The organism is Tistlia sp. (assembly GCF_040905785.1).
Classification (GTDB): Bacteria; Pseudomonadota; Alphaproteobacteria; order Kiloniellales; family DSM-21159; genus Tistlia.
On the sequence record NZ_JBBDQW010000038.1, the window covers coordinates 44,724 to 66,328 of the forward strand.

A 21,605-nucleotide genomic window follows, 5' to 3' on the forward strand; every position below is an offset into this window, starting at 1 on the left:
TTCCTTCAGATGTAGCCGTAGGCCGACCAGCCGCCGTCGATCCCGACGACCTGGCCGGTCACGTAGCGCGCGCTGTCGGAGGCCAGGTAGAGCGCGAGGTCGGCGATCTCCTCGACCTGGCCCAGGCGGCCCATCGGCGTCCGCTCGCGCAGCCGGCGCTCGTCCAGCCGCTCGGACTCGAGCAGCCGCTCGACCAGGGCCGTCCTGACGTAGCCGGGCGCCAGCGCGTTGACGCGCAGGCCCTGCCCGGCCCATTCGATGGCCAGCGCCTTGGTCATCATGACGACCGCGCTCTTGCTCGCGCAGTAGGCCAGGCGTTCCGGCGCCGCGACGAGGCCGTACATCGAGGCCAGGTTGAGGATCACCCCCTGCCCGGCCGGCAGCATGCGCCGCGCCGCCGCCTGGCAGCAGAGGAAGACGCCGGTCACGTTGACGTCCATCGCCTGCCGCCACTCCGCCAGGCTCAGCTCCAGGGTCGGCTTGTTGGCGGAGATGCCGGCGTTGTTGACCAGGACATCCAGGCCGCCGAAGGCACCGTCGGCTGCTGCGAAGGCCCGCTCGACCGCCTCGGGCTCGGTGACCGATCCCTCGAGCGCCAGGACCTCGGCGCCCTGGCCGCCCAGCCTCTCCCGCGCCGCCTCGAGCGTCTCGCCGTCGAGGTCGAACAGCGCGATGCGGGCGCCCTGCTGGGCGAAGGCCTCGGCGATGCCCAGCCCCAGCCCGGCGGCGCCGCCCGTGACCAGCACCCCCCGCGCGGCGAGATCGGGATAGTGCGCCCGCGGCGGCTGCTGCGGGGAAAGGGCGCTCATGAAACCTCCAGCCAGTCGCGACGGATCTCCGGGCGCTCGCGCAGCTCCTCGGGCGTGCCCCGGAAGACGATCTCGCCGTGGCCCATGACGAAGACGCGCTGCGCCACCTTGAGCGCGATCGTCAGCTTCTGCTCGACCAGCACGACGGCGACGCCGCGGCGCTGGATGTCGAGGATCACCTCCATGACGACCTCGACGATCTTCGGCGCCAGACCCTCGGTCGGCTCGTCGATCAGCAGCACGCGCGGGTTGCCGAGCAGCGAGCGGCAGATCGTCAGCATCTGCTGCTCGCCGCCGGACAGCGTGCCGGCCTTCATGGCGCGCCGCTCCTCGAGGCGCGGGAAATAGCGGAACATGTCCTCCAGGGTCCAGCGCTCCGAGCCGCCCTGGCCCGGCTGGACGCCCATCAGCAGGTTCTCCTCGACGCTGAGGTTCGGGAAGACCAGCCGCTCCTCCGGTACGTAGCCGAGGCCCTGGCGGGCGATGCTGTAGGGCCGCAGCCCGGTCAGCTCGCGCTCGGCCAGGCACACCCGGCCCGCGCTCGCCGGAACGATGCCCATCATGGTCTTGAGGGTGGTCGAACGACCCGAGCCGTTGCGCCCGAGCAGGCTGACGATCCCGCCCTCCGGCACCGCCAGGTCGACGCCGTGCAGGATGTGGCTCTTGCCGTAGTGGGCGTGCAGCCCGGCGACCTCGAGCAGCATCAGGCCAGCTCCTCGCCCAGGTAGGCTTCCTGGACCTCGCGGTTGCGGCGGATCTCGTCCGGCGTGCCGCAGGCCAGGATGTTGCCGTAGACCAGCACCGAGACGCGGTCGCAGAGACTGAAGACGACGCTCATGTCGTGCTCGACGACCAGCAGGGTCTTGCCCTCGGTGACCTCGCGGATCAGCTCGACCGCACGGTCGCTCTCCTCGCGCGACATGCCGGCGGTCGGCTCGTCGAGCAGGATGACGTCGGCGCCGGTCGCCAGCGTCATGCCGATCTCGAGCGCGCGCTGCTCCGAATAGGTCAGGTCGCCGGCGGCGCGCTCGGCCTCGTCGGCCAGCCGGATGCGCTCGAGGATCTCGCGCGCCTCGCGGTTCACCGCCCCCAGGCGCTCGACCGGGCGGAACAGGCTGAAGCGCAGGCCGTGGCGCGCCATGACCCCGATGCGCAGGTTCTCGAAGACCGAGAGGCGGTGGAAGATGTTGGTGATCTGGAAGGAGCGCGACAGGCCGCGGCGGTTGATCTCGTGCGGCGCCAGGCCCGAGATGCGCCGGCCGCGCAGCCGAATCTCGCCCTCGCTCGCCGGGAACAGGCCGGAGATCAGGTTGAACAGCGTCGACTTGCCGGCGCCGTTCGGCCCGATCACCGCGTGCCGCTCGCCCTCCGCGATCGCGAGGTTCACGCCGCCGATCACCGGCAGCGAGCCGAAGGACTTGCCGAGCTCGACCAGCTCGAGGACGGGGCTTTCGCTCATCGGCCGACCTCCTCCGCCGGCTCGAGACTCCCGCTGCTGCGCTCGGCCTCGGCGCGCTCCAGGATCCGGTCCCAGGCGAGGCGCAGGCGGCGGCGCGCTGGGGGCAGCAGGAGCGCGCCGACCGCGGCCAGCACGAGCGGCACCACCCAGGTGAGCGGAGAGAGCGGCACCCATTCGAGACCGAACAGCTGGATCGGCGGATAGCCCGTTTCGAGCTGCCGGCGCTGGGCCTGGTAGCCCGGGGAGAACAGCACGGCGGAGATCTCGACCAGGAAGATCACGGCGCCGGCCAGGCCGAGGCCCGAGGCGGCCGCCAGCAGGTAACCCGGTAGCAGCTCGCGCAAACGCAGGCGCGACCAATGCCGCAGATGCAGGGCGAGCAGGCCGCCGATGCCGTGCGGGGCGTAGAGCATCACCAGCACGAAGATCAGTCCCTGGTAGAGCAGCCAGGAGCGGGTGGCGTCCGAGACGAAGAAGGCGAAGAGGGTGAAGATGCTGGCGCCGATGATCGGACCGAAGAACACCGTGGCACCGCCGACGAAGGTGTGCAGCACGACCTGCGCCGAAACGTGGGTCGCGAAGAGCGAATAGTTGGCGGTCTCGTTCGAGAGGGCGAGCAGCGCGCCGGCGACGCCGGAGAACATCGCCGAGATCGCGAAGATGATGACCTTGGTGGCGTGGGTGTTGTAGCCCATGAAGCGCACGCGCTGCTCGTTGTCCCTCAGCGCCAGGGTCAGACGCCCGAAGGGCGTGCGCGTGTAGGCCCAGAGCAGTCCGATCGACAGCGACGTCCAGGCGAGCGCCAGGTAGTAGACCTCGAGCGACGTGCCGAAAGCCAGGCCGGCCCAGGGCAGGCGCATCGAGGACAGCCCCGCCTCGCCGCCGAACAGCCCCTCCCAGTGCGGCGCCAGCGAGTGCAGCAGCTCGGCGATGGCCAGGGTGACCAGAGCGAAGTAGACGCCCGAGCGTATCGTCGCGAAGTAGCCGGCGACCGCGCCGACCAGGCAGCCCGCCGCGGCTCCGGCGAGCGGCAGCAGCGGTGTCGGCAGCGGCAGCGCGCCCTCCTCGACCGCCAGCATAAGGTGCAGGGTCGCGAAGGCGCCGACGCCGAAGAAGGCGGCGTGGCCGAAGGACAGCAGGCCGGCCTGGCCGATCAGCAGGTTGAAGGCGACCGCGAAGAGCGAGGCGATCAGCATGTTCACCATGGCGTTCTGCCAGCCGATGCCGATGAAGGGCGGCACCGCCACCAGGACGAGGAGCAGCAGGGCGATGGCGAGGATGCGGGCGAGCATGTCCCTCTCCTCAGCTGCGCTCGCCCATCAGGCCGGCCGGGCGGACCAGCAGCACGATGAGCATGAGCAGGAAGGGCACCGTGCCGGAGATCGAGGACACGGTGAGGGTGAAGAGGCCGCCGAGCTCGCGCGCCCAGTCGCCGAGGCCGACCATCGCCACGGCGCCGGCCAGCGACCAGTCGAGCCCGACGGCGAAGGAGCTGAACAGGCCGATCAGCAGGGAGGCGAGCAGCGAGCCCGACAGCGAGCCCAGGCCGCCGACCACGACCACGACGAAGACGATGACACCGAGCTCCAGCGCCATGTTCGGGTTGGTCGGGAAGAAGGCCCCGGCCACCGCGCCGCCCAGGCCGGCGAAGGCGGCGCCGGTGCCGAAGACGCCCATGAAGACCAGGGGCACGTTGTGGCCGAGCGCCTCGGCCATCACCGGCCGGCGCTCGGCGGCCCGGACTACCAGGCCGACCCGCGTGCGCGACAGCAGCAGGTAGAGCGCGACGAACATGGCGATCGCGACCAGGCCGATGAACAGCCGGTAGAAGGGATAGTCGGTGCCGAAGATCGTGAAGGCCGGGAAGCGCAGGTAGTCCGGCATGGCGTAGTTCACCGGGAAGTCGCCGTAGAACAGCTTGACCAGTTCCTCGAAGATGAAGGCGAGGCCGAAGGTCAGCAGCAGCTCGTGGGCGTGCCCGAAGGCGTGGACCCGGCGCAGCAGGTAGCGCTCGACCAGCACGCCGAGCAGCCCGACCAGGATCGGCGCCAACAGAAGGCCGACCCAGAAGTCGACCAGGCCGGTGATCGTATAGGCGATGTAGGCGCCCAGCATGTAGAAGCTGGCATGGGCGAAGTTCAGCACCCCCATCATGCCGAAGATCAGGGTCAGGCCCGACGACACCATGAAGAGCAGCAGGCCGTAGATCACGCCGTTCAGCGTCGAGATGACCAGGAATTCCATGCCGGCGGAGGCCTCTTTGCTGTCCGGGACCGTGGAGGGTCCGTCTCAGGGAGCGCTGATCGAAAGGACTGGGGTCAAGAAACTGGCGAGTCGCCCCTCGCCCGCGCCGCGAGGCGGGCGAGGGGCGTCGCTCGGGAGGCGGGACGCAGGCCCCGCCGACGCGTCAGGACGGGCGGACCATCTCGCAGGAGTCCTGGACCGGGTAGATGACGTCCGCCCCCGGGTTGACCTTTACGACGGCGAAGCCGAGGTCGGTGTCGTCGGCCGGGTGCTTGGGGTCGTCGACGACCTTGGAGACGACGACCGGCAGCACCGCCTGGTGGTCCTCGCTGCGCACGGTGATCGGCCCCACCGGGGTCTCGATCGAGGCGTCCTCCAGCGCCAGGGCGATCCGGCTGACGTCGATCTCGCCGCCGCCGAAGTCGACCTCTTCCAGGGCCTCGCGCAGCATGCGGATGGCGTGCACCGTCTGCGGCTCGATGTAGACCGGCAGGTGGCCGGTCTTGGCCTGGTAGTCGCTCGGGAAGTCCGTGTCGTCGGCCGCCATGTTGTAGGGGTGGGCCAGGTAGTGGCCGACCGCGGTGTCGCCGGCGTTGGCGATGTTGCCGACCTGGTCCAGGAAGGTCGTGGCGAAGCGCACCTTCAGCCCCGCGTCACCGGCGGCCTTCATCAGCAGCAGCAGGTCGTTCGACCAGTTGCCGGTGATCACCGTGTCGGGGTTGGCGTCCTTGATCTTGGCGACGAAGGGCGAGAAGTCCTGGACCTTGTTGACCTCGTGCAGAACCGTCTCGACGACCTCGTAGCCACCGCTGTCGGCGGCCGCCTTGATGGCGTCCTCCATGTCGCGGCCCCAGGAGTAGTTCTGGTTGATCGAGTAGACGCGCGTGCCGAGCTCGCCCGCCTCCTTCATCGCCTCGACCAGGGCGTTGACGCGCATCGGCGCCGTCGTCGTGAAGCGGAAGTGGTAGAAGTGGCACTTGTCGCCGGTCAGCTCGAGCGCCTCGGCGCCCAGGTTGAGGAACAGCACTTCCTCGCCGGGATTGCGGAGGTTGTGCTTGCGCACGTCCTCCGTGACCTGGCCGGCGATGGCGGAGGAGGCGCCCTGCAGGACGACGTGGACGCCGTCGGCCACCGCCTGCTTGAACTTGTCGGCCGCGCCGGTCGAGCCGCCGGCGTTGTCGTATTCGATCACCTCGATCGGCTCGCCGTTGAAGCCGCCGTTCTGGTTGATGTCGTCGACGACGTACTGGGCCGCCGCGGCGAACAGCCGGCCCGTCGAGGTCTGGGAGCCGGACAGCGATTCGATGATGCCGATCCTGAGCGGCTCCGCCTGCGCGGCGCCGGTGGCCAGGCCGGCTGCCGTGACCAGGCCGAGGGTGAATGCGAAATGTCGGCTTGCCATTGGATGTCCTCCCTAGTGGCTTGTTCGTTTGCTTGCGCTGCCGGAACACCCCCTGGAGGGGGGTCCCGGGTCGTGTCCGCCCGGTCATGGCTGGCGAGTCCGGGCAGCCCCCGCCGGATCGGCGGTCGAGGCAGGAACGAGGAAGTCGGCGAGCAGCCGGACCTGGGCGTCGAGCATGTGATGGCCGAGATGAACCCGGCAGCCGCGCCGCTCGGCCGCATCGAGGAGCGCCGTGCGCTCCGGGACCATAACGACTTCGGCGACGGTCATGCCCGGCCGCAGCAGCTCGGCGTCGAGCGGCAACGGGTCCTCGGGCCGCAGGCCGAGCGAGGTGCCGTTGACGACCAGCTCGTGACCGTCCGGCTCCGCCGGACCGACGCCGGCATCGCAGTCGGGAAAGGCATGGCGGACGCGCGCCGCCAGGTCTTCGGCCTTCGCGGCGGTGCGGTTGGCGATCGTCACGCGGGCGCAGCCCGCCTCGGCCAGGGCGAAGGCGATGGCGGCCGCGGCACCGCCGGCACCGAGCAGCAGCACGCGCTTGCCCGCCGGCCCGATGCCCTGGGCTGCCAGGCCGCCGACGAAGCCCCGGCCGTCGAACATCTCGCAGCGCAGGCGGCCGTCGGCTTCCCGCCGGACCGCATTGGCGGCGCCGACGAGGCGGGCCGCCGTCCCGACCTCGTCGCAGAGCGCCGTTACCGCCGCCTTGTGGGGGACCGTCACGATCAGGCCGCCGAGGCTGCGCAGCCGGGAGAAGGCCGGCCAGGCGGCGCCAAGGTCCGTTGCCGCCAGGTGGAAGGGCACCACCACGGCGTCGATCCCCTGCTCGGCGAACAGGCGGTTCATGACCGCCGGAGTACGCACCTGGGCGATCGGATCGGCAAGGATTCCGTAGACCAGCGTCCGGCCGGTGATCATCGGCGCCGCGCTCCTCCCCTGACGGCCGGCTTGCGCGCCGGCTCATAGTGTCGAGCGGATGTTGCCAAATTATCAGGTTGCCTGACAAGTTCTTCCGCCTAGGATGACCCCGAAAGTGGCGGCCGGCGCCTCGCGATGGCGCCGCCTCGAGAACGACGACCGGGCGGAGCCTTCGATGATCGATTTCCACGGCAAGGTGCTGCTGCTCACCGGCGCCAACGGCGCCATCACCCGGGCGATCGCGCGAACCTTCTTCGAGCTGGGCGCCGACCTGCTGCTCAGCGACCTCGACGCCGAGGGTCTTGCCGGCTTTGCCGCGGATCTGGATCCGACGGGAGGACGTATCGCCACCCTGCGCCAGGACGCCCGCTCATCGGAGCAGGCGGAAGCGCTCGCCGAGACCTGCCGGGAGCGCTTCGGCAAGGCCGACTTCCTGGTCACGGGGGCGGGGCTCTATCGCGACCAGCTGGTCGACTCGATGAGCGACGAGCAGTGGCGCGAGACGATCGGGATCAATCTCGACGGCGTCTTCTTCACCTGCCGCGCGGTCGCGCCGCTGCTGCGCGACGGCGGCGCGATCGTCAACATCGCCTCGATGGCCGGCCACCGCGGCAGCTACCAGCACGCACACTACTCGGCCGCCAAGGGCGCGGTGCTCAGCTTCTCCCGTTCGCTGGCGCTTGAACTGGCACCGCGAATCCGGGTCAATTGCGTCTCGCCTGGGCTGATCGACACGCCGCTGATCAAGCCCCTGCTGGCCGCCAAGGGCGACGCGCTGATCGAGGCGACACCCCTCAAGCGCCTGGGCACCGTCGAGGAAGTGGCGCGCACGGTGGCCTTTCTCTGCAGCGATTGGGCCGGCTTCGTCACGGCCGAAACCCTGCACGTCAATGGAGGCCTCTACGTTGCCAGTTAGGTTCGAGCACCAGGTCAACCCTTCGGCGCGGGCCGTGGCCGGCGACCTGGCCATCGACGGCTCCAGGCAACCGCCTTCAGTGCAATCGAAGGGCAGCGGGACAAGCAGGCTGGCGCGGCCACCCAGCCTGCCGGACGAGATCGCCAGGCGCCTGCGTGACGAGATCCAGCGCGACGCGTTGAAGCCCGGCGACCGCCTGCCGAGCGAGCAGCAGCTGTCGCACCGCTTCGGGGTCAGCCGCCCGGTCGTGCGGGAAGCGATCTCGCGCCTGCGCTACGACGGCGTCGTCGAGTCCTTCCAGGGCCGCGGGGTCTTCGTGAAGGGCTCCGGCAAGGGCACGTCGTTCCGCATCGACGATCCGGATATCGGCGACCAGCAGGAGCTCGGGCACATCCTCGAGCTGCTGGTCACGGTCGAAGTCGCCGCCACCGCGCTGGCCGCCGAGCGGCGCTCGAACGAACAGCTGCAGGGCATCAAGCGGGCCCTGGACGCCATGGCCACCGCCATCGACCAAGGCCTCGGGGGCGTCGACGAGGACCTCGACTTCCACCGCCGCATCGTCGAGGCCGGCGGCAATCCCTTCTTCACCACCTTCATCGGGTTCCTGGAAAGCCGCGTCCGCAACCTGATCCGCGTGGCGCGCACCCATACGGCCCGCTTCGAAGGCCTGCCCTACGCGGTCCAGCAGGAGCACGAGGCGATCTACCGCGCGCTCGCCGAGCGCGATGCCGCCGCCGCCCGCGAGGCCGCCGAGCGTCACCTGTGGAACGTCGCTTCCCGGCTGCAGCTCTACCGCAAGGACGGCGCCGACTGATCGGCGCCCGCAGGACCGGCGGCGCGGCCCCCTCGCCCTTGCCTACCCCTCGAAGTCGAGGCCCCAGTCGCGGTAGCGCGCCGGGTCGTCGATCCAGCGCTCGCGCACCTTGACGTAGAGGAACAGGTGGACGCGGGTCTCCAGCGTCTCCTCGAGCTCGCGCTGGGCCTGCTCGCGGACCATGCGGATGGTCCGCCCGCCGTGGCCGACGGCGATGCGCTTCTGATGCTCGCGCTGGACGTAGACCGTCATCTGGATCTTGACCGAGCCGTCCTTGAAGGCTTCCCAGCTGTCGGTCTCGACGGTCAGCGAATAGGGCAGCTCCTGGTGCAGCGCCAGGAACAGCTTCTCGCGCACGACCTCGGCGGCGAGCAGGCGCTGCGGCAGGTCGGAGAGCTGGTCCTCGGGATAGAGCCAGGGGCCCGCCGGCGCCTGCGCGGCCAGCCAGGCGACGAGGTCGTCGACGCCGTCGCCGTCGAGCGCCGAGATCATGAAGATGCGTTCGAAGACGGCCGCCTGCTCGAACTGGGCGGCGAGCGCCAGCAGGCTTTCCCGCCGGATCGCGTCGATCTTGTTGAGCGCCAGCACCAGGCGCCCGCCGCGCTGGGCGAGGCCCGCGAGAATCGCGCGCATCTCGGAGTCGATCGTCGGCTTCTGGGCGTCGTGCAGCAGCACCACCAGGTCCGCGTCCTCGACGCCGTGCCAGGCCGCGCCGACCATGGCGCGCTCCAGGCGGCGCTTGGCGCCGCTGAAGATGCCGGGCGTGTCGACGAAGATCAGCTGCGCCTGGCCGGCGATGGCGATGCCGCGCACCCGCGTGCGCGTGGTCTGCACCTTGTGGGTTACGATCGAGACCTTGGCGCCGACCGCGCGGTTCAGCAGCGTCGACTTGCCGGCGTTCGGCGCGCCGACCAGGGCGACGACCGCGCAGCGGCTGTCGGGCCCGCCGGGCCGGGATTCCTTCCCGGGCTCGCGCGGAACGTCCGGCTCGTCGATCATGGCTTGTCTCCCGCGACGCGGTCCAGCAGCAGGCCCGCCGCCTCCTGCTCGGCGATCCGCTTCGAGCGCCCTTCGCCCTGGGCCGGCGCCAGCCCCTCGACCTCGACCGCCACGGTGAAGCGCGGCTCGTGGTCCGGCCCCGAGCGGGCGACCCCCAGGTAGCGCGGCAGCGGCAGTCCCCGGCCCTGGGCCCATTCCTGAAGCCGGGTCTTGTTGTCCTGCGGCGGCTCGGTCGCGGCCGCGATCAGCGGATCGGCTAGCGGCAGCAGGGCGCGGCGCACCGCCTCCAGCCCGCCGTCGAGGTAGAGCGCGCCGAGGACCGCCTCGCAGACGTCGGACAGGATCGCAGGGTTCTTCTGCCCGCCGGCCTCGGCCTCGCCGGGCGATACCTTGATCAGCGGCCCGAGCTCGAGCGAGCGGGCGATGTTGGCCAGAGTGTCGCTGCAGACCAGCATCGCGAGGCGCTTGGCCAGCGGACCCTCGGCCTCCTCCGGGAAGTGCACCAGCAGGCGCTCGGCGATCAGCAGGCCGAGGACGCGGTCGCCAAGGAACTCGAGGCGCTCGTACGAGCGCCCGCCGGCGCGGCTGGAATGGGTCAGGGCCTCGATCAGCAACTCGGGATCGGCGAAGCTGTGGCCCAGGCGCTCGGCCAGGGCCGCCAACGGCGGCGGCAGGCGGCGCGGGGCGCTGCTAGTCGATCCCATTGAACAGGCGACCCCAGCGCACCGCCGTCGGCCACTTCCAGACTTCCCAGAAGCGGGCGCTGCCATCGACCGAGAAGAACAGCATGTCTGCGCGGCCGATCAGGTTCTCCTTCGGAATGAAGCCGACCTGGCGGGTCCGGCTGTCCTGGCTGTTGTCGCGGTTGTCGCCCATGGCGAAGTAATGCTCGTCCGGCACCGTGAAGACCGGCGTGTTGTCGTAGATCTCGCGGTCGCTGCGTTCCCAGATCGTGTGGCGCACGCCGTTCGGCAGCACTTCCTCGTAGGCGGTCACGGTCTGGGCGAAGCCCGAGGCGCTGGTCCGCAGGTTCGGCTCGAGCAGCGCGCGCTCGACCAGCTCGCCGTTCAGGTAGAGCCGGCCCTCGCGGACCTGGACCGTGTCGCCCGGCAGCCCGACGATGCGCTTGATGTAGTCGGTGGTGCCGTCGCTCGGCAGCACGAAGACCGCGACGTCGCCACGCTCGACCGGCTGGTCCGAGGACAGCACGCGGCCCTTGAAGGGCGGCCAGCCCCAGGGCAGCGAGTGATGGCTGTAGCCGTAGGAGAACTTCGAGACGAATAGGTAGTCGCCGATCTTCAGGGTCGGCAGCATCGATCCGGAGGGGATCGAGAAGGGCTCGTAGGCGAAGGTGCGCAGCACCAGCGCGATCAACACGGCGTAGACCACCGTCCTGACCGTCTCGCCGAAGGAGCCCCCGCTCTTCTCTTCGTTCATCGCCTCGTTTCCACAACCGGCCGCACAGGCGACCCCGCCCCCGCCGGCTCGGGCCGGGTAGCCGCATCGCGCCGGGGATATAGCGTCATTGCGCCTGGGAAGGAACCGCAGAGATCAGGACCACCGCCTGTGCCAGCGGATAATCGTCGGTGATCGACAGGTGGATGCAGGCCGTCATGCCCGGCGGCGTGATCTCGGCCAGGCGCCGCGCCGCGCCGCCGGTCAGCGCGAAGCCCGGACGCCCGGAGGGCAGGTTGACGACGCCGAGGTGCAGCCAGTGCACCCCCGCCTTCGGCACGCCACTCCCGAGCGCCTTGGCGCAGGCCTCCTTGGCGGCGAAGCGGCGTGCATAGCTGGCGGCCCGCTGGGCCCGGCGCTCGCAGGTCGCGCGCTCGACTTCGGTGAAGACGCGCGCGGTGAAGCGGTCGCCGAAGCGCGCAAGGCTCTCCTCGATGCGCCGGATGTCGCAGAGATCGTTGCCGAGACCAAGGATCATCGCCGGGTCAGGTCCCCGCCGCCCCCGGCCGCCTGGGGCGCGGCCCGCGCCGCCTCCATGACCGCCCGCATCCGGCGGATCGTCGGCTCGAGGCCGCCGAAGATCGCCTCGCCGATCAGGAAGTGGCCGATATTGAGCTCGACCAGGGTCGCGATGGCGGCGATAGGCGGCACCGTCTCGAAGGTCAGGCCGTGACCGGCGTGGCACTCCAGGCCCAGCGCCTCGGCCTCGGCCGCGGCAACCCGCAGCCGCTCCAGCTCGCGCTCGGCCGCCCGGGTTCCGGCCTGCTCCAGCCAGGCCTCGCAGTAGGCGCCCGTGTGCAGCTCGACGACCGGCGCACCGAGCCGCGCGGCCGCTTCGAGCTGGTCGGGCGCGGGATCGATGAACAGCGAGACCCGGATGCCGGCGGCCGACAGCTCGGCGACGAAGGGCTCAAGCAGAAGACGGCCTCCGGCCGCGTCGAGGCCGCCCTCCGTGGTGACCTCGCTGCGCTTCTCCGGCACCAGGCAGACAGCATGGGGCCGGTGGCGCAGGGCGATCGCCAGCATCTCCGCCGTCGCCGCCATCTCCAGGTTGAGCGGCAGCTCGATCTCCCCGACCAGGCGCTCGATGTCGCGGTCGGTCATGTGCCGGCGGTCCTCGCGCAGGTGCGCTGTGATGCCGTCGGCGCCCGCCGAGGCCGCCAGGCGGGCGGCGCGCAGTGGGTCGGGATGACCCCCGCCGCGCGCGTTGCGGATCGTCGCCACGTGGTCGATGTTGACGCCGAGGCGAAGGTCGCGCGCGGGGCCCCGGGCGAGCGGCGGCGTCACTTTCCGCTCTCCCTCGGGGCGACCGGATCCGCGCCCGGCGAGGATCTCGCAAGACGCCGGGCGCGCTTGGCGAGGCGGCGCCGGCGGGCCGCCTGATAGCCCGCGACGAGGCGGCGGACGGGAAAGTAGACGAGGAACCAGACGACCAGTGCGGTCGGAATGCCACCGACCAGCATCGGCAGGAAGACGCTCCAGAAATTGTCGAAGATATGGGTGATCGACAGGCCGGCCGGCAGGGTCTCCCGGCCGCGGGTGTGACCCAGGATCCAGCGGCCGAAGCTGTAGGTCCAGGCCCAGATGAAGGGGAAGGTCCAGGGATTGCCGACCGCGGTGCCGATCGCCGAGGCCAGCAGGTTGCCGCGCAGCAGCAGTGCAGCCAGCGCGCCCCCCACGAAGTGGAAGCCGACCAGCGGCGTGAAGGAGATCGCAGCACCCGAGGCGAAGCCGGCGGCGACGCGGTGCGGCGTGCCTGGCAGGCGGGCCAGACGATGAGCCACGTAGCGGGCGGTGCGCCGGAAGCCGGCGCTCGGCCAGACCAGACCGGCCAGACGCCTGTACCGCGGAAGAGGGTTGGCCCGTCTGAACAGCATCCTCTGGGATTCTGCTAGCTCCTGGCCCGCTCGACCGACGAGATGGTCGGCGTCGCGCGCAGGGCGGCGATCACGTGGGTCAGATGCTTGACGTCCCCGACCTCCAGATCGATCAGCATCTCGAAGAAATCGAGCGAGCGGTTGGTGATCTTGAGGTTCGAGATGTTGGCCTCGTGCTTGCCGATCACCGTGGTCAGCGCGCCCAAGCTGCCGGGCTCGTTCGAGACCACGAGGTGCAGGCGGCCGAGGAAGGGCTCGTCGCCGGCGTCGGCGGACCAGGAGAGATCCACCCAGCGCTCCGGCTGGTCATGGAACTGCGCCAGCGTATCGCAGTCGATAGTGTGGACGGTGACGCCCTTGCCGGTGGTGACGATGCCGACGACCCGGTCGCCGGGCAGCGGATGACAGCAGGCGGCGAAGTGGACGGCCATGCCCGGGATCAGCCCCTTGAGCGGCAGCGCGCCGTCCTTGCGCTTGCTGCGGCGCGCCCGGGCCAAGGGCACGATCTTGCCCGGCTTGGTTTCCTTGGCCGCGGGATAGACCGCGACGAGAACCTCGCGGGCGCTCAGGTTGCCCTGGCCGACGGCGACCTGGAGATCCTGGACGCTGTCCTGCTTGAGCTTCTTGAGGATGCCGCTCAAGCCCTTCTCGGTCAGCTCGTAGCCCTCGACGCGGAACTGCCGGTCCAGCATCTCCTTGCCGAGCGCGGCGAACTGGTCGCGCTGCTCCTGGCGGACGTAGCGTCGGATCGCCGCCTTGGCCTTGCCGGACTGGACGAAGTTCTCCCAGTCGGGCGAGGGATGCTGGGCCTTTGAGGTGACGATCTCGACCTGGTCGCCGTTCTGCAGCGAAGTGCGCAGCGGCATCATGCGGCCGTTGACGCGGGCCCCGACGCAGCTGTGCCCGACCTCCGAGTGGACCGCATAGGCGAAGTCCACCGGCGTCGCGCCGCGCGGCAGCGCGATCAGATCGCCCTTCGGCGTGAAGCAGAACACCTGGTCCTGGTACATCTCGAGCTTCGTGTGCTCGAGGAACTCCTCGGGGTTCGAGGCATGCTCCAGGATGTCGAGCAGTTCGCGGATCCAGCGGAACTTGCGGCCCTCGACCTGGTAGACCGCCTCGCCCGAGCCGTCCTGCTTGTACTTCCAGTGCGCGGCCACACCGTACTCGGCGTACTCGTGCATCTCGGACGTTCGGATCTGAGCCTCGATGCGCTGCTGCTCCGGACCGATCAGGCCGGTGTGCAGGGAGCGGTAGCCGTTCGGCTTGGGCGTCGAGAGGTAGTCCTTGAAGCGCCCCGGCACCGTCGGATAGCGGCTGTGCAGGCAACCGAGCGCGCGGTAGCAGTCGCCGACGTCCTTGACCACCACCCGGAAGGCCATGATGTCGGCGAGCTGCTCGAAGCCGACGTTGCGCTTCTGCATCTTGCGCCAGATCGAATAGGAGGTCTTGACCCGCCCCGAGACCCAGGCCTCGATCTCCTCGCCCATGAGATCGCGGTTGAGCCGATCCATGATGCGCTCGGTCAGGTGGCCGCCGCGCTCCTGCAGGAACTGCATACGCTGCAGGATCGAGTTGCGCGCCTCGCCGCTGAGCTCGGCGAAGGCCAGGTCCTCGAGCTCGTCCTTGAAGCGCTGCAGGCCGAGGCGCTCGGCGAGCGGCGCGTAGATGTCCATGGTCTCGCGGGCGATGCGCCGGCGCCGCTCGTCCGACTTGATGAAGTGCAGCGTGCGCATGTTGTGCAGGCGGTCGGCGAGCTTGACCAGCAGCACGCGGATGTCCTCGGACATCGCCAGCACCAGCTTGCGGAAATTCTCCGCCGCCTTGGTGTGCTCCGACTGCAGCTCGATCCGATTGAGCTTGGTCACGCCATCGACCAGCCGGGCGATCTCCGGCCCGAACAGCCGTTCGATCTCGGCGAGCGTGCCCCTGGTGTCCTCGACGACGTCGTGCAGCAACGCCGTGCAGATCGAGGCGCTGTCGAGCTTCAGCTCGGTCAGGATGCCGGCGACCTCGACCGGATGCGAGAAGTAGGGATCGCCGTTGTCGCGGGTCTGGCTGCCGTGTGCCTTGAGCGCGTACACGTAGGCGCGGTTCAGACGGTCCTCGTCGGCCACGGGATCGTAGGCGCGAACCCGCTCGACAAGCTCGTACTGGCGCATTACGGCCGGCAAGAACGACCCCTTCCCGCGTGAGAGTTACCGGAAGGAGTTACTATAGGCACTGAAGGAGGTCTGCGCCACGGCCCGCCCGGCGGAAAAGCGCCGGTGCGGCAAAAGGGCGGCGGCCGCCGCCCGAGGGCATGGCGCCCCGGGTCGAGGCTTCGGTTCAGGCGCTCAAGCTTCCTCGTCGCCGGCCTCCTCGGCCTCGCGCTTCGAGGAGTCGCTGCCAGGCATGGTCAGCTCGGCGGAGAGGTCGAGCTCGGTGAGCTCCTCCTCCTCCGGCTCGTCGATCTCGACCTGCTTCTGCAGGCCGGAGACCAGCGAGGCCTGCAGGTGATCGACGTCGACGGTCGATTCGGCGATCTCGCGCAGCGCGACGACGGGGTTCTTGTCGCGATCGCGGTCGATGGTGAGCGAGGCGCCCGCCGAAATCTCGCGCGCCCGCTGTGCGGCGCTCATCACCAGCTCGAAGCGGTTCGGAACCTTGATGACGCAATCTTCGACGGTAACGCGGGCCATGGCTCACCTGCTGATGATCAAACACTGAAAGCCGGCGCGAAGGCGGCCGGCTCGGCTTCTTATAGGGCCTCGGCCGCCCGGGATCAAGGACGGCGAGGCACAGGTAGGGTCACGAAGGCCTTGGGGGCGCCCGCTCCAGCGGCTCGGCCCGCTGCTCCGGCGGCAGGCCGGCGACGAGTGCGGCCACGTCGGCTCCGCTGGCCGGGTGACGCCAGCCCGGCGCCAGATCCTGCAGCGGCAGCAGCACGAAGGCGCGCTCCTGCAGGCGCGGATGCGGCAGCACCGGCCAGGCGCCGGTGGGCGAGAGGGCGCCGTTCCAGTCGAGCAGGTCGAGGTCGAGCACCCGCGGCGCGTTGGGCAGCGAGCGGACCCGCCCGAAGTCCTCCTCGATCCCGTGCAGGAGGCTCAGCAGCTCGCCGGGCGGCAGCGCGCTCTCGACCTCGGCGACGCCGTTGACGAACCAGGGCTGGTCCGAGGCCGGCACCGGCGCCGAGCGGTACCAGCGCGAACGCCGACGCACCGCGACGCCCCGCGCGGCCAGCGCCTCGAGCGCCGCCTCCAGCACGGCCCGGGGCTCGCCGAGCGTCGGGTGGGGCAGATTCGCGCCGAGCGCAACGTAGATCGAGGTCACCGGCCGGCCCTTCGCACAACCTTGCAGAATCCGAACGTTGGTGCCAGTTCTAGGCCCATCGAGAGACCCCGTCATTATCCCTTGCCGATCTCACCCCCCTTCCGCATTGCCACGAAGCCGCCTGACGTCGGCAGCCGGCAAGAAAGGTGACACGATGAATTTCTATCCCGAGGAGCGCATTGCGCTGTTCATCGACGGCGCGAATCTTTACGCGACCTCCCGGACGCTCGGTTTCGACATCGACTATCGCCGCCTCTACGACCTTTTTGCCAAGGAGTGCCGGCTGGTCCGCGCGTTTTACTATACCGCGCTGATCGAGGACCAGGAGTACTCGCCGATCCGGCCGCTGATCGACTGGCTGGACTACAACGGCTACTCGATGGTCACCAAGCCGGCGAAGGAGTACGCCGACAGCCAGGGGCGCCGCCGGATCAAGGGCGACATGGACATCGAGCTGGCGGTCGACATGCTGCAGATGGCGGACCGGCTGGACCACGCGGTGCTGTTCAGCGGCGACGGTGACTTCCGCCGCCTTGTCGAGGCGGTCCAGCAGAAGGGCGTGCGCGTCACGGTGGTCTCCTCGATCCGCGCCCAGCCCCCGCTGATCGCCGACGACCTGCGCCGCCAGGCCGACAATTTCATCGACCTGGTCGAGCTGCAGGATCGCATCCAGCGCCGCCTGCCGCCCGACCACCCGCGCGCCGTGCAGCGCCAGCAGGGCACCGCGGCGGGCAACCAGGCCGGCCGTCAGGAGGCCGACGAGGAAGAGTACGCCAACGAGGAAGGCTGAACCGTGGCTGAGCTCGCGGCAGCCGGCGCAGAAGGGGACGGAGTCGGCCGGCCGCCGAGCGACTGCCCGCTCTGTCCGCGGCTCGCCGCCTTCCGGGGTGCCAACCGGATCGCCTACCCCGCCTTCCACAACGCGCCGGTGCCCGCCTTCGGGCCGCTCGAGGCGCCGCTGCTGATCGTCGGCCTGGCACCCGGCCTGAAGGGCGCCAACCGCACCGCACGGCCCTTTACCGGCGACTATGCCGGCGACCTGCTCTATCCGACCCTGCTGCGCTTCGGCCTCGCCGAGGGCGACTACGGCGCCGACCCCGCCGACGGCCTGCGGATGACGCGCGCGCGCATCACCAACGCCGTGCGCTGCGTACCGCCGCAGAACAAGCCGACGCCCGAGGAAGAGCGCATCTGCCGCCCCTTCCTGGTCGAGGAGATCGCGGCCATGCCGAACCTGCGGGCGATCCTGGCGCTCGGCTCGCTCGCCCACGGCAGCACCCTGGCCGCGCTCGGCCTCCGGAAGTCGCACTGCCGCTTCGGCCACGGCGCCCGCCACGCGCTGCCGGACGGACTGCTGCTCGCCGACAGCTACCACTGCTCGCGCTACAACACGAACACCCGGCGGCTGACGACGGCGATGTTCGAGAGCGTCTTCGAGGCCCTGCTACCGACGCTCGGCTGAGCTCAGCCCTTCTCGCGCATCAGCCGGGCCTTCTGGCGCTGCCAATCCCGCTGCTTGGCCGATTCCCGCTTGTCGGCCTTCTGCTTGCCCTTGGCGAGGCCGAGGTCGAGCTTGGCGATGCCGCGCTCGTTGAAGTAGATCGACAGCGGGATCAGGGTGTAGCCCTCGCGCTTGACCTGGCCGAGCAGGCGGTTGCGCTCGCGCTTGTGGAGCAGCAGCTTGCGCGCCCGCTTGGGGTCGTGGCCGAAGCGGTTGGCCGGGGCGTACTCGGTGATGTGGGCGTTGATCAGCCAGAGCTCGCCGCCCGAGGCGCCGGCGTAGGCCTCGTTGATCGAGGCCTTGCCGCTGCGCAGCGACTTGACCTCGGAGCCCATCAGCATCAAGCCGGCCTCGACGTGCTCCTCGATGAAGTAGTCGTGGGTCGCCTTGCGGTTCTGGGCGACCGTCTTGCGCGGAGGCATGGCACTCTTCGTTCCGGCGCCTGGCGCCTAGCCTGGATTTCTCATACTGGAAGGGGTCGTCATCGCTCCTGGTGGGTTCGATCCGCCAGGAGAAGCCCGAAGAGCGTAGCCGAAGCTACGCTCGAGGACTTCGACGCCGCGGGCGAGCCCGCCAGGAGCGACCCGAAGGGCGTAGGTTATCGCCGCACAGGCCGCGTCGAAGCGCTTGCCCGATGCGCCGCATCGCGCTGCGCGCTTCTCCTTGCCTGTCCAACGATAACCCACGTGACGACCCCTTCCAGTATGAGAAATCCAGGCTAGTTGACCAAGCCGGCATGGACCATGGCGTCGCGAACCAGGGCTTCGGTCCGCGGCGCCACCGGGATCAGCGGCAGGCGCAGCTCGTTGGCGCAGCGGCCGAGCTGCGAGAGGGCGTACTTGGTGGCCTGGGGGCTCGGCTCGGCGAAGAGGGCGAGATGCAGCGGCATCAGCCGGTCGTTGATCCGGTGCACCGTGTCGAGGTCGCCTGCGCGCCAAGCGTCGTGCAGGTCGCCGCACAGCTTGGGGGCGACGTTGGCGGTCACCGAGATACAGCCATGGCCGCCCTGGGCGAGGTAGGGCACCACGGTGGCATCCTCCCCCGAAAGCTGACAGAAGTCGGCGCCGCAGGCGGCGCGGGTACGATAGGGCCGCACCAGGTCGACCGTCGCGTCCTTGACCCCGACGATGCGCGGCAGCTCGGCAAGCCGCGCCATCGTCTCGACCGACATGTCGACGATCGAGCGGCCGGGAATGTTGTAGATCAGGATCGGCAACTCGCTGGCGTCGTGGATCGCCTTGAAGTGCTGGTAGAGCCCCTCCTGGTTCGGCTTGTTGTAGTAGGGGCAGACGGACAGGGCGGCGTCGGCGCCGGCCTGCTCGGCGTGGCGCGTGAAGTCGATGGCTTCGGCGGTCGAGTTCGAGCCGGTGCCGGCGATCACCGGGACCCGTCCTTCCGCCGCCTCGACGCACAGCTCGACGACCCGCTTGTGTTCCGCATGGCTCAGGGTCGGCGACTCGCCGGTGGTGCCGACCGGGACCAGGCCGTCCGTGCCTTCCTCGATCTGCCACTTGACGAAGTCCTGGAAGGCCTTCTCGTCGACGGCGCCGTCGCGGAACGGGGTGATCAGGGCGGTAATCGATCCGGTGAACAGGGGGCCGGCCATGGTTCTCTCCGGGCCGCCCCGCGGCGGGCGGCCGACTTCGTGAAGGAATTCGCAGAAGGATTTCCCGCGGGGGCCGGACCATAGCGCCGGCCGGGGCCGGCGGGCAAGCGCTTGCCCGCCGCGGTTCCCGAGGTGCGGTCCGCCACGCGGCAGGACGCTGGAGACTTTTCGGAAAGCGCCATGGAATCACATTCGACGCCACACGTTAACTGGGGTGTAAGGAAGCCCGATGCTACACTCGCGCCGGGGGGCTTCTCTCGACTGTCGGCGCGCGGACAGGAGGCCTGATTGCGACCATTGTTCCGTATCCTGATGCTGCTTTGCCTGCTGGCCCCGGCCGGCCTGGCGATGGCGTCGTCCGATGCCCGCTCGGCCTCGCTCTCGGACCGCGACCGCCAACTCTACCGGGAGGCCTTCCGGAAGGCCGAGCGCGGCGAGTGGGGCGCCGCGCTGGCGCTCTCCGCCCAGGCCAGCGATGCGCTGCCGGCCAAAGTCCTGCGCTGGGACTGGCTGCGCAGCGACGGGCGTGCCGACTTTGCCGCCATCGCCGCCTTCCTCGACAGGAACCCCGACTGGCCGGGCCGCGACCACCTGCAGCGCCAAGCCGAGCGCGCCCTGCCGGCGGACCTGCCCGACGTCGCCGTCGTCGCCTGGTTCGCCGGCCTGGAGCCGCTCACCGGCGAGGGCGGTCTGCGCTACGCCGAGGCCCTGGCCCGCCAGGGCCTGGCGGTCCAGGCGGTCGAGGTCGCCCGGCGGATCTGGCGCGAACAGACCCTGGCGAGCCACCTGGAGAGCCGGCTGCTGCAGCGATTCGCCAGTGCCCTGAGCGCGGAGGATCATCAGGCCCGCCTGACCGCCATGCTGCTGAAGCGCGCCGACGATCCGGCCCGGCGCGCCGGCGCCCTGCTCGGCGCCGGCCACCACGCGCTCGCCGAGGCGACGGTCAAGCTGTACCGGCAGGACGCGGGCGTCGATCCGGCGATCCAGCGCGTCCCGGCCGAGCTGCGCGACCATCCGAGGCTGGTCTACGAGCGGGCACGCTGGCGCCTGCGCAAGGGCCTGCTGGAAGGTGCCGCGGAGCTGCTCGACCGGCCCGTCCCGCCCGACGCAGAGGCGGAGAACTGGTGGGCGCTGCGCCGCTGGGCGGCGCGCGACGCCCTCTCCGCCGGCATGATCAGCACGGCCTACCGGATCGCCGCCCACCACGGCACCAGCGACGGCCTGCCCTTCGCAGAGGGCGAGTTCCTCGCCGGCTGGATCGCGCTGCGCTTCCTGAAGGAGGACCGCACCGCCCTGGAGCACTTCGAGCGGCTCCACAAGGGCGTGGGCGCGCCGATCAGCCTGGCCAGAGGCGCCTACTGGGCCGGCGAGGCCGAGCGCGCCGGCGGCAAGGAGGCGCAGGCCCGCTCCTGGTTCCGTCTCGCCGCGATCCACGACACGACCTTCTACGGCCAGCTTGCCGCCCATCGCCTGGGCAGCGCGCCCAGCCTCGCCGGAGCACCGAGCCAGGAGCCGACCGCGGCGCAGCGTGCGGCCTTCGGGGAGCGCGAGCTGACGCGCGCCGTGCGCCTTCTGACGGAGATCGGCGCCGAGGGTCCCCTGCCCTGGATGTTCGCGGGCCTGCGCGCCAACGCCGTCAGCGAGGCCGACTGGCGCCTGGTCGCCGAGCTGGCCCGCTCGACCGGCCACAGCGAGCAGGTCGTGCGCACCGCGAAGCTGGCGCTGCGCGACGGCATCGAGCTGCCCGACCTGCTCTACCCGCCGCCGCCTCGCGACCTCGGGGCCGACCTGGAGGGGGCCCTGCTGGCCGGCCTGATGCGCCAGGAGAGCGAGTTCAACACCCGGGCGGTCAGCCCGGCGGGCGCCCGCGGATTGATGCAGCTGATGCCCGGCACCGCGCGCGAGGTCGCCGGCAAGCTCGGTCTGGGCTACAGCCTCGATCTCCTGACCGCCGATCCCGACTACAACATCCGGCTCGGGCGTTCCTACATGTCGCGCATGCTGTCGCGCAGCGGCGGCTACGTTCCGATGGCCGTGGCCAGCTACAACGCCGGCCCCGGCAACGTCGACAAGTGGCTGCGCCTCAACGGCGACCCGCGCGACGGCTCGATCGACCCGATCGACTGGATCGAATCGATTCCCTTCAGCGAGACCCGCAACTACGTCCAGCGGGTCATTGAGGGTGCCGTCGTCTATGCCCGGCGCATGGGCCTTGGCGGCGATCCCATCGCCTACTACCTCAACCGCGCCCAGACCGGGATGCTCGAGGGCGCCGAGGCGGACACGACCTATTGAA

At 70.3% G+C, this 21,605-nt stretch carries 23 protein-coding genes; 5 read left to right on the forward strand and 18 right to left on the reverse strand.

All coding sequences use genetic code 11. From position 1 onward, the window contains the following. Positions 1-5: 5 nt before the first annotated feature. From WD341_RS09490 to WD341_RS09520, 7 genes are all read right to left on the reverse strand, one after another. Complete coding sequence (locus tag WD341_RS09490) at positions 6-809, reverse strand: SDR family NAD(P)-dependent oxidoreductase (RefSeq protein WP_368425206.1); 804 nt, start codon at positions 807-809, stop codon at positions 6-8. Beyond that, on the reverse strand, positions 806-1,513 hold the full coding sequence (locus tag WD341_RS09495) for an ABC transporter ATP-binding protein (protein WP_368425207.1): 708 nt from the start codon (positions 1,511-1,513) through the stop codon (positions 806-808). The genes WD341_RS09490 and WD341_RS09495 overlap by 4 nt, the downstream gene beginning before the upstream one ends. Next, positions 1,513-2,268 carry an ABC transporter ATP-binding protein gene (locus tag WD341_RS09500; protein ID WP_368425208.1) on the reverse strand — a complete coding sequence of 252 codons (756 nt, stop codon included), beginning with the start codon at positions 2,266-2,268 and terminating at the stop codon, positions 1,513-1,515. The genes WD341_RS09495 and WD341_RS09500 overlap by 1 nt, the downstream gene beginning before the upstream one ends. Continuing rightward, a complete protein-coding gene (locus WD341_RS09505; RefSeq protein ID WP_368425209.1) occupies positions 2,265-3,560 on the reverse strand; it encodes a branched-chain amino acid ABC transporter permease in 1,296 nt (431 codons plus the stop codon). Before WD341_RS09505 ends, WD341_RS09500 begins: the two co-directional genes overlap by 4 nt. Before the next feature lie 10 nt (positions 3,561-3,570). Further along, positions 3,571-4,512 carry a branched-chain amino acid ABC transporter permease gene (locus tag WD341_RS09510; RefSeq protein ID WP_368425210.1) on the reverse strand — a complete coding sequence of 314 codons (942 nt, stop codon included), beginning with the start codon at positions 4,510-4,512 and terminating at the stop codon, positions 3,571-3,573. 163 nt (positions 4,513-4,675) lie between these two features. Further along, positions 4,676-5,914, reverse strand: coding sequence for a branched-chain amino acid ABC transporter substrate-binding protein (locus tag WD341_RS09515; protein ID WP_368425211.1), 1,239 nt, complete (start codon positions 5,912-5,914; stop codon positions 4,676-4,678). 84 nt (positions 5,915-5,998) lie between these two features. Beyond that, on the reverse strand, positions 5,999-6,829 hold the full coding sequence (locus WD341_RS09520) for a shikimate dehydrogenase (protein WP_368425212.1): 831 nt from the start codon (positions 6,827-6,829) through the stop codon (positions 5,999-6,001). A gap of 175 nt (positions 6,830-7,004) precedes the next feature. Between WD341_RS09520 and WD341_RS09525 the strand changes: the two genes are divergently transcribed. Then, a complete protein-coding gene (locus tag WD341_RS09525; RefSeq protein WP_368425213.1) occupies positions 7,005-7,745 on the forward strand; it encodes an SDR family NAD(P)-dependent oxidoreductase in 741 nt (246 codons plus the stop codon). Then, complete coding sequence (locus WD341_RS09530) at positions 7,735-8,559, forward strand: FadR/GntR family transcriptional regulator (protein ID WP_368425214.1); 825 nt, start codon at positions 7,735-7,737, stop codon at positions 8,557-8,559. The genes WD341_RS09525 and WD341_RS09530 overlap by 11 nt, the downstream gene beginning before the upstream one ends. 42 nt (positions 8,560-8,601) lie before the next feature. Here WD341_RS09530 and era read toward each other — a convergent pair whose 3' ends face one another. From era to folK, 9 genes are all read right to left on the reverse strand, one after another. After that, positions 8,602-9,558, reverse strand: a complete 957-nt coding sequence (gene era / locus WD341_RS09535) for a GTPase Era (RefSeq protein ID WP_368425215.1) — start codon at positions 9,556-9,558, stop codon at positions 8,602-8,604. Next, positions 9,555-10,262 carry a ribonuclease III gene (gene rnc / locus WD341_RS09540; protein ID WP_368425216.1) on the reverse strand — a complete coding sequence of 236 codons (708 nt, stop codon included), beginning with the start codon at positions 10,260-10,262 and terminating at the stop codon, positions 9,555-9,557. The genes era and rnc overlap by 4 nt, the downstream gene beginning before the upstream one ends. Beyond that, positions 10,249-10,995, reverse strand: a complete 747-nt coding sequence (lepB, locus tag WD341_RS09545; protein WP_368425217.1) for a signal peptidase I — start codon at positions 10,993-10,995, stop codon at positions 10,249-10,251. Before lepB ends, rnc begins: the two co-directional genes overlap by 14 nt. An 85-nt stretch (positions 10,996-11,080) precedes the next feature. Then, positions 11,081-11,491, reverse strand: a complete 411-nt coding sequence (gene acpS, locus WD341_RS09550; protein ID WP_368425218.1) for a holo-ACP synthase — start codon at positions 11,489-11,491, stop codon at positions 11,081-11,083. Further along, positions 11,488-12,300: a pyridoxine 5'-phosphate synthase gene (locus WD341_RS09555; protein WP_368425219.1), complete on the reverse strand. Its 813-nt coding sequence runs from the start codon at positions 12,298-12,300 to the stop codon at positions 11,488-11,490. The genes acpS and WD341_RS09555 overlap by 4 nt, the downstream gene beginning before the upstream one ends. Further along, positions 12,297-12,890 carry a DUF2062 domain-containing protein gene (locus tag WD341_RS09560; RefSeq protein ID WP_368425220.1) on the reverse strand — a complete coding sequence of 198 codons (594 nt, stop codon included), beginning with the start codon at positions 12,888-12,890 and terminating at the stop codon, positions 12,297-12,299. Before WD341_RS09560 ends, WD341_RS09555 begins: the two co-directional genes overlap by 4 nt. 14 nt (positions 12,891-12,904) lie before the next feature. Beyond that, complete coding sequence (locus WD341_RS09565) at positions 12,905-15,052, reverse strand: bifunctional (p)ppGpp synthetase/guanosine-3',5'-bis(diphosphate) 3'-pyrophosphohydrolase (protein WP_368425282.1); 2,148 nt, start codon at positions 15,050-15,052, stop codon at positions 12,905-12,907. Between the two features lie 174 nt (positions 15,053-15,226). After that, a complete protein-coding gene (rpoZ, locus tag WD341_RS09570) occupies positions 15,227-15,571 on the reverse strand; it encodes a DNA-directed RNA polymerase subunit omega (protein WP_368425221.1) in 345 nt (114 codons plus the stop codon). Between the two features lie 109 nt (positions 15,572-15,680). After that, positions 15,681-16,202 (reverse strand): 2-amino-4-hydroxy-6-hydroxymethyldihydropteridine diphosphokinase, encoded by a 522-nt coding sequence (folK, locus tag WD341_RS09575; protein WP_368425222.1) that lies wholly within the window; start codon positions 16,200-16,202, stop codon positions 15,681-15,683. Between the two features lie 154 nt (positions 16,203-16,356). Between folK and WD341_RS09580 the strand changes: the two genes are divergently transcribed. Beyond that, positions 16,357-16,992: an NYN domain-containing protein gene (locus tag WD341_RS09580; RefSeq protein WP_368425223.1), complete on the forward strand. Its 636-nt coding sequence runs from the start codon at positions 16,357-16,359 to the stop codon at positions 16,990-16,992. A 3-nt stretch (positions 16,993-16,995) separates the two neighbouring features. Further along, complete coding sequence (locus WD341_RS09585; protein WP_368425224.1) at positions 16,996-17,664, forward strand: uracil-DNA glycosylase; 669 nt, start codon at positions 16,996-16,998, stop codon at positions 17,662-17,664. 2 nt (positions 17,665-17,666) lie between these two features. Here WD341_RS09585 and smpB read toward each other — a convergent pair whose 3' ends face one another. Next, the gene (gene smpB, locus WD341_RS09590) at positions 17,667-18,125 is read right to left on the reverse strand and encodes an SsrA-binding protein SmpB (RefSeq protein WP_368425225.1); all 459 of its coding nucleotides are present in this window, start codon (positions 18,123-18,125) and stop codon (positions 17,667-17,669) included. A 296-nt stretch (positions 18,126-18,421) separates the two neighbouring features. Further along, the gene (gene dapA / locus WD341_RS09595) at positions 18,422-19,309 is read right to left on the reverse strand and encodes a 4-hydroxy-tetrahydrodipicolinate synthase (protein ID WP_368425226.1); all 888 of its coding nucleotides are present in this window, start codon (positions 19,307-19,309) and stop codon (positions 18,422-18,424) included. Positions 19,310-19,597: 288 nt separating this feature from the next. Between dapA and WD341_RS09600 the strand changes: the two genes are divergently transcribed. After that, positions 19,598-21,604 carry a transglycosylase SLT domain-containing protein gene (locus tag WD341_RS09600; protein ID WP_368425227.1) on the forward strand — a complete coding sequence of 669 codons (2,007 nt, stop codon included), beginning with the start codon at positions 19,598-19,600 and terminating at the stop codon, positions 21,602-21,604. Position 21,605: the final 1 nt, after the last annotated feature.

What these genes read in the sequence shown, in the direction of transcription:
- rpoZ (WP_368425221.1), bottom strand. Translation starts at nt 15,571, where the DNA reads ATGGCCCGCGTTACCGTCGAAGATTGCGTCATCAAGGTTCCGAACCGC.
- WD341_RS09560 (WP_368425220.1), bottom strand. Translation starts at nt 12,890, where the DNA reads ATGCTGTTCAGACGGGCCAACCCTCTTCCGCGGTACAGGCGTCTGGCC.
- WD341_RS09520 (WP_368425212.1), bottom strand. Translation starts at nt 6,829, where the DNA reads ATGATCACCGGCCGGACGCTGGTCTACGGAATCCTTGCCGATCCGATC.
- WD341_RS09565 (WP_368425282.1), bottom strand. Translation starts at nt 15,052, where the DNA reads ATGCGCCAGTACGAGCTTGTCGAGCGGGTTCGCGCCTACGATCCCGTG.
- WD341_RS09500 (WP_368425208.1), bottom strand. Translation starts at nt 2,268, where the DNA reads ATGAGCGAAAGCCCCGTCCTCGAGCTGGTCGAGCTCGGCAAGTCCTTC.
- WD341_RS09525 (WP_368425213.1), top strand. Translation starts at nt 7,005, where the DNA reads ATGATCGATTTCCACGGCAAGGTGCTGCTGCTCACCGGCGCCAACGGC.
- WD341_RS09490 (WP_368425206.1), bottom strand. Translation starts at nt 809, where the DNA reads ATGAGCGCCCTTTCCCCGCAGCAGCCGCCGCGGGCGCACTATCCCGAT.
- dapA (WP_368425226.1), bottom strand. Translation starts at nt 19,309, where the DNA reads ATGGCCGGCCCCCTGTTCACCGGATCGATTACCGCCCTGATCACCCCG.
- era (WP_368425215.1), bottom strand. Translation starts at nt 9,558, where the DNA reads ATGATCGACGAGCCGGACGTTCCGCGCGAGCCCGGGAAGGAATCCCGG.
- WD341_RS09505 (WP_368425209.1), bottom strand. Translation starts at nt 3,560, where the DNA reads ATGCTCGCCCGCATCCTCGCCATCGCCCTGCTGCTCCTCGTCCTGGTG.
- WD341_RS09580 (WP_368425223.1), top strand. Translation starts at nt 16,357, where the DNA reads ATGAATTTCTATCCCGAGGAGCGCATTGCGCTGTTCATCGACGGCGCG.
- WD341_RS09495 (WP_368425207.1), bottom strand. Translation starts at nt 1,513, where the DNA reads ATGCTGCTCGAGGTCGCCGGGCTGCACGCCCACTACGGCAAGAGCCAC.
- acpS (WP_368425218.1), bottom strand. Translation starts at nt 11,491, where the DNA reads ATGATCCTTGGTCTCGGCAACGATCTCTGCGACATCCGGCGCATCGAG.
- lepB (WP_368425217.1), bottom strand. Translation starts at nt 10,995, where the DNA reads ATGAACGAAGAGAAGAGCGGGGGCTCCTTCGGCGAGACGGTCAGGACG.
- WD341_RS09510 (WP_368425210.1), bottom strand. Translation starts at nt 4,512, where the DNA reads ATGGAATTCCTGGTCATCTCGACGCTGAACGGCGTGATCTACGGCCTG.
- rnc (WP_368425216.1), bottom strand. Translation starts at nt 10,262, where the DNA reads ATGGGATCGACTAGCAGCGCCCCGCGCCGCCTGCCGCCGCCGTTGGCG.
- WD341_RS09515 (WP_368425211.1), bottom strand. Translation starts at nt 5,914, where the DNA reads ATGGCAAGCCGACATTTCGCATTCACCCTCGGCCTGGTCACGGCAGCC.
- smpB (WP_368425225.1), bottom strand. Translation starts at nt 18,125, where the DNA reads ATGCCTCCGCGCAAGACGGTCGCCCAGAACCGCAAGGCGACCCACGAC.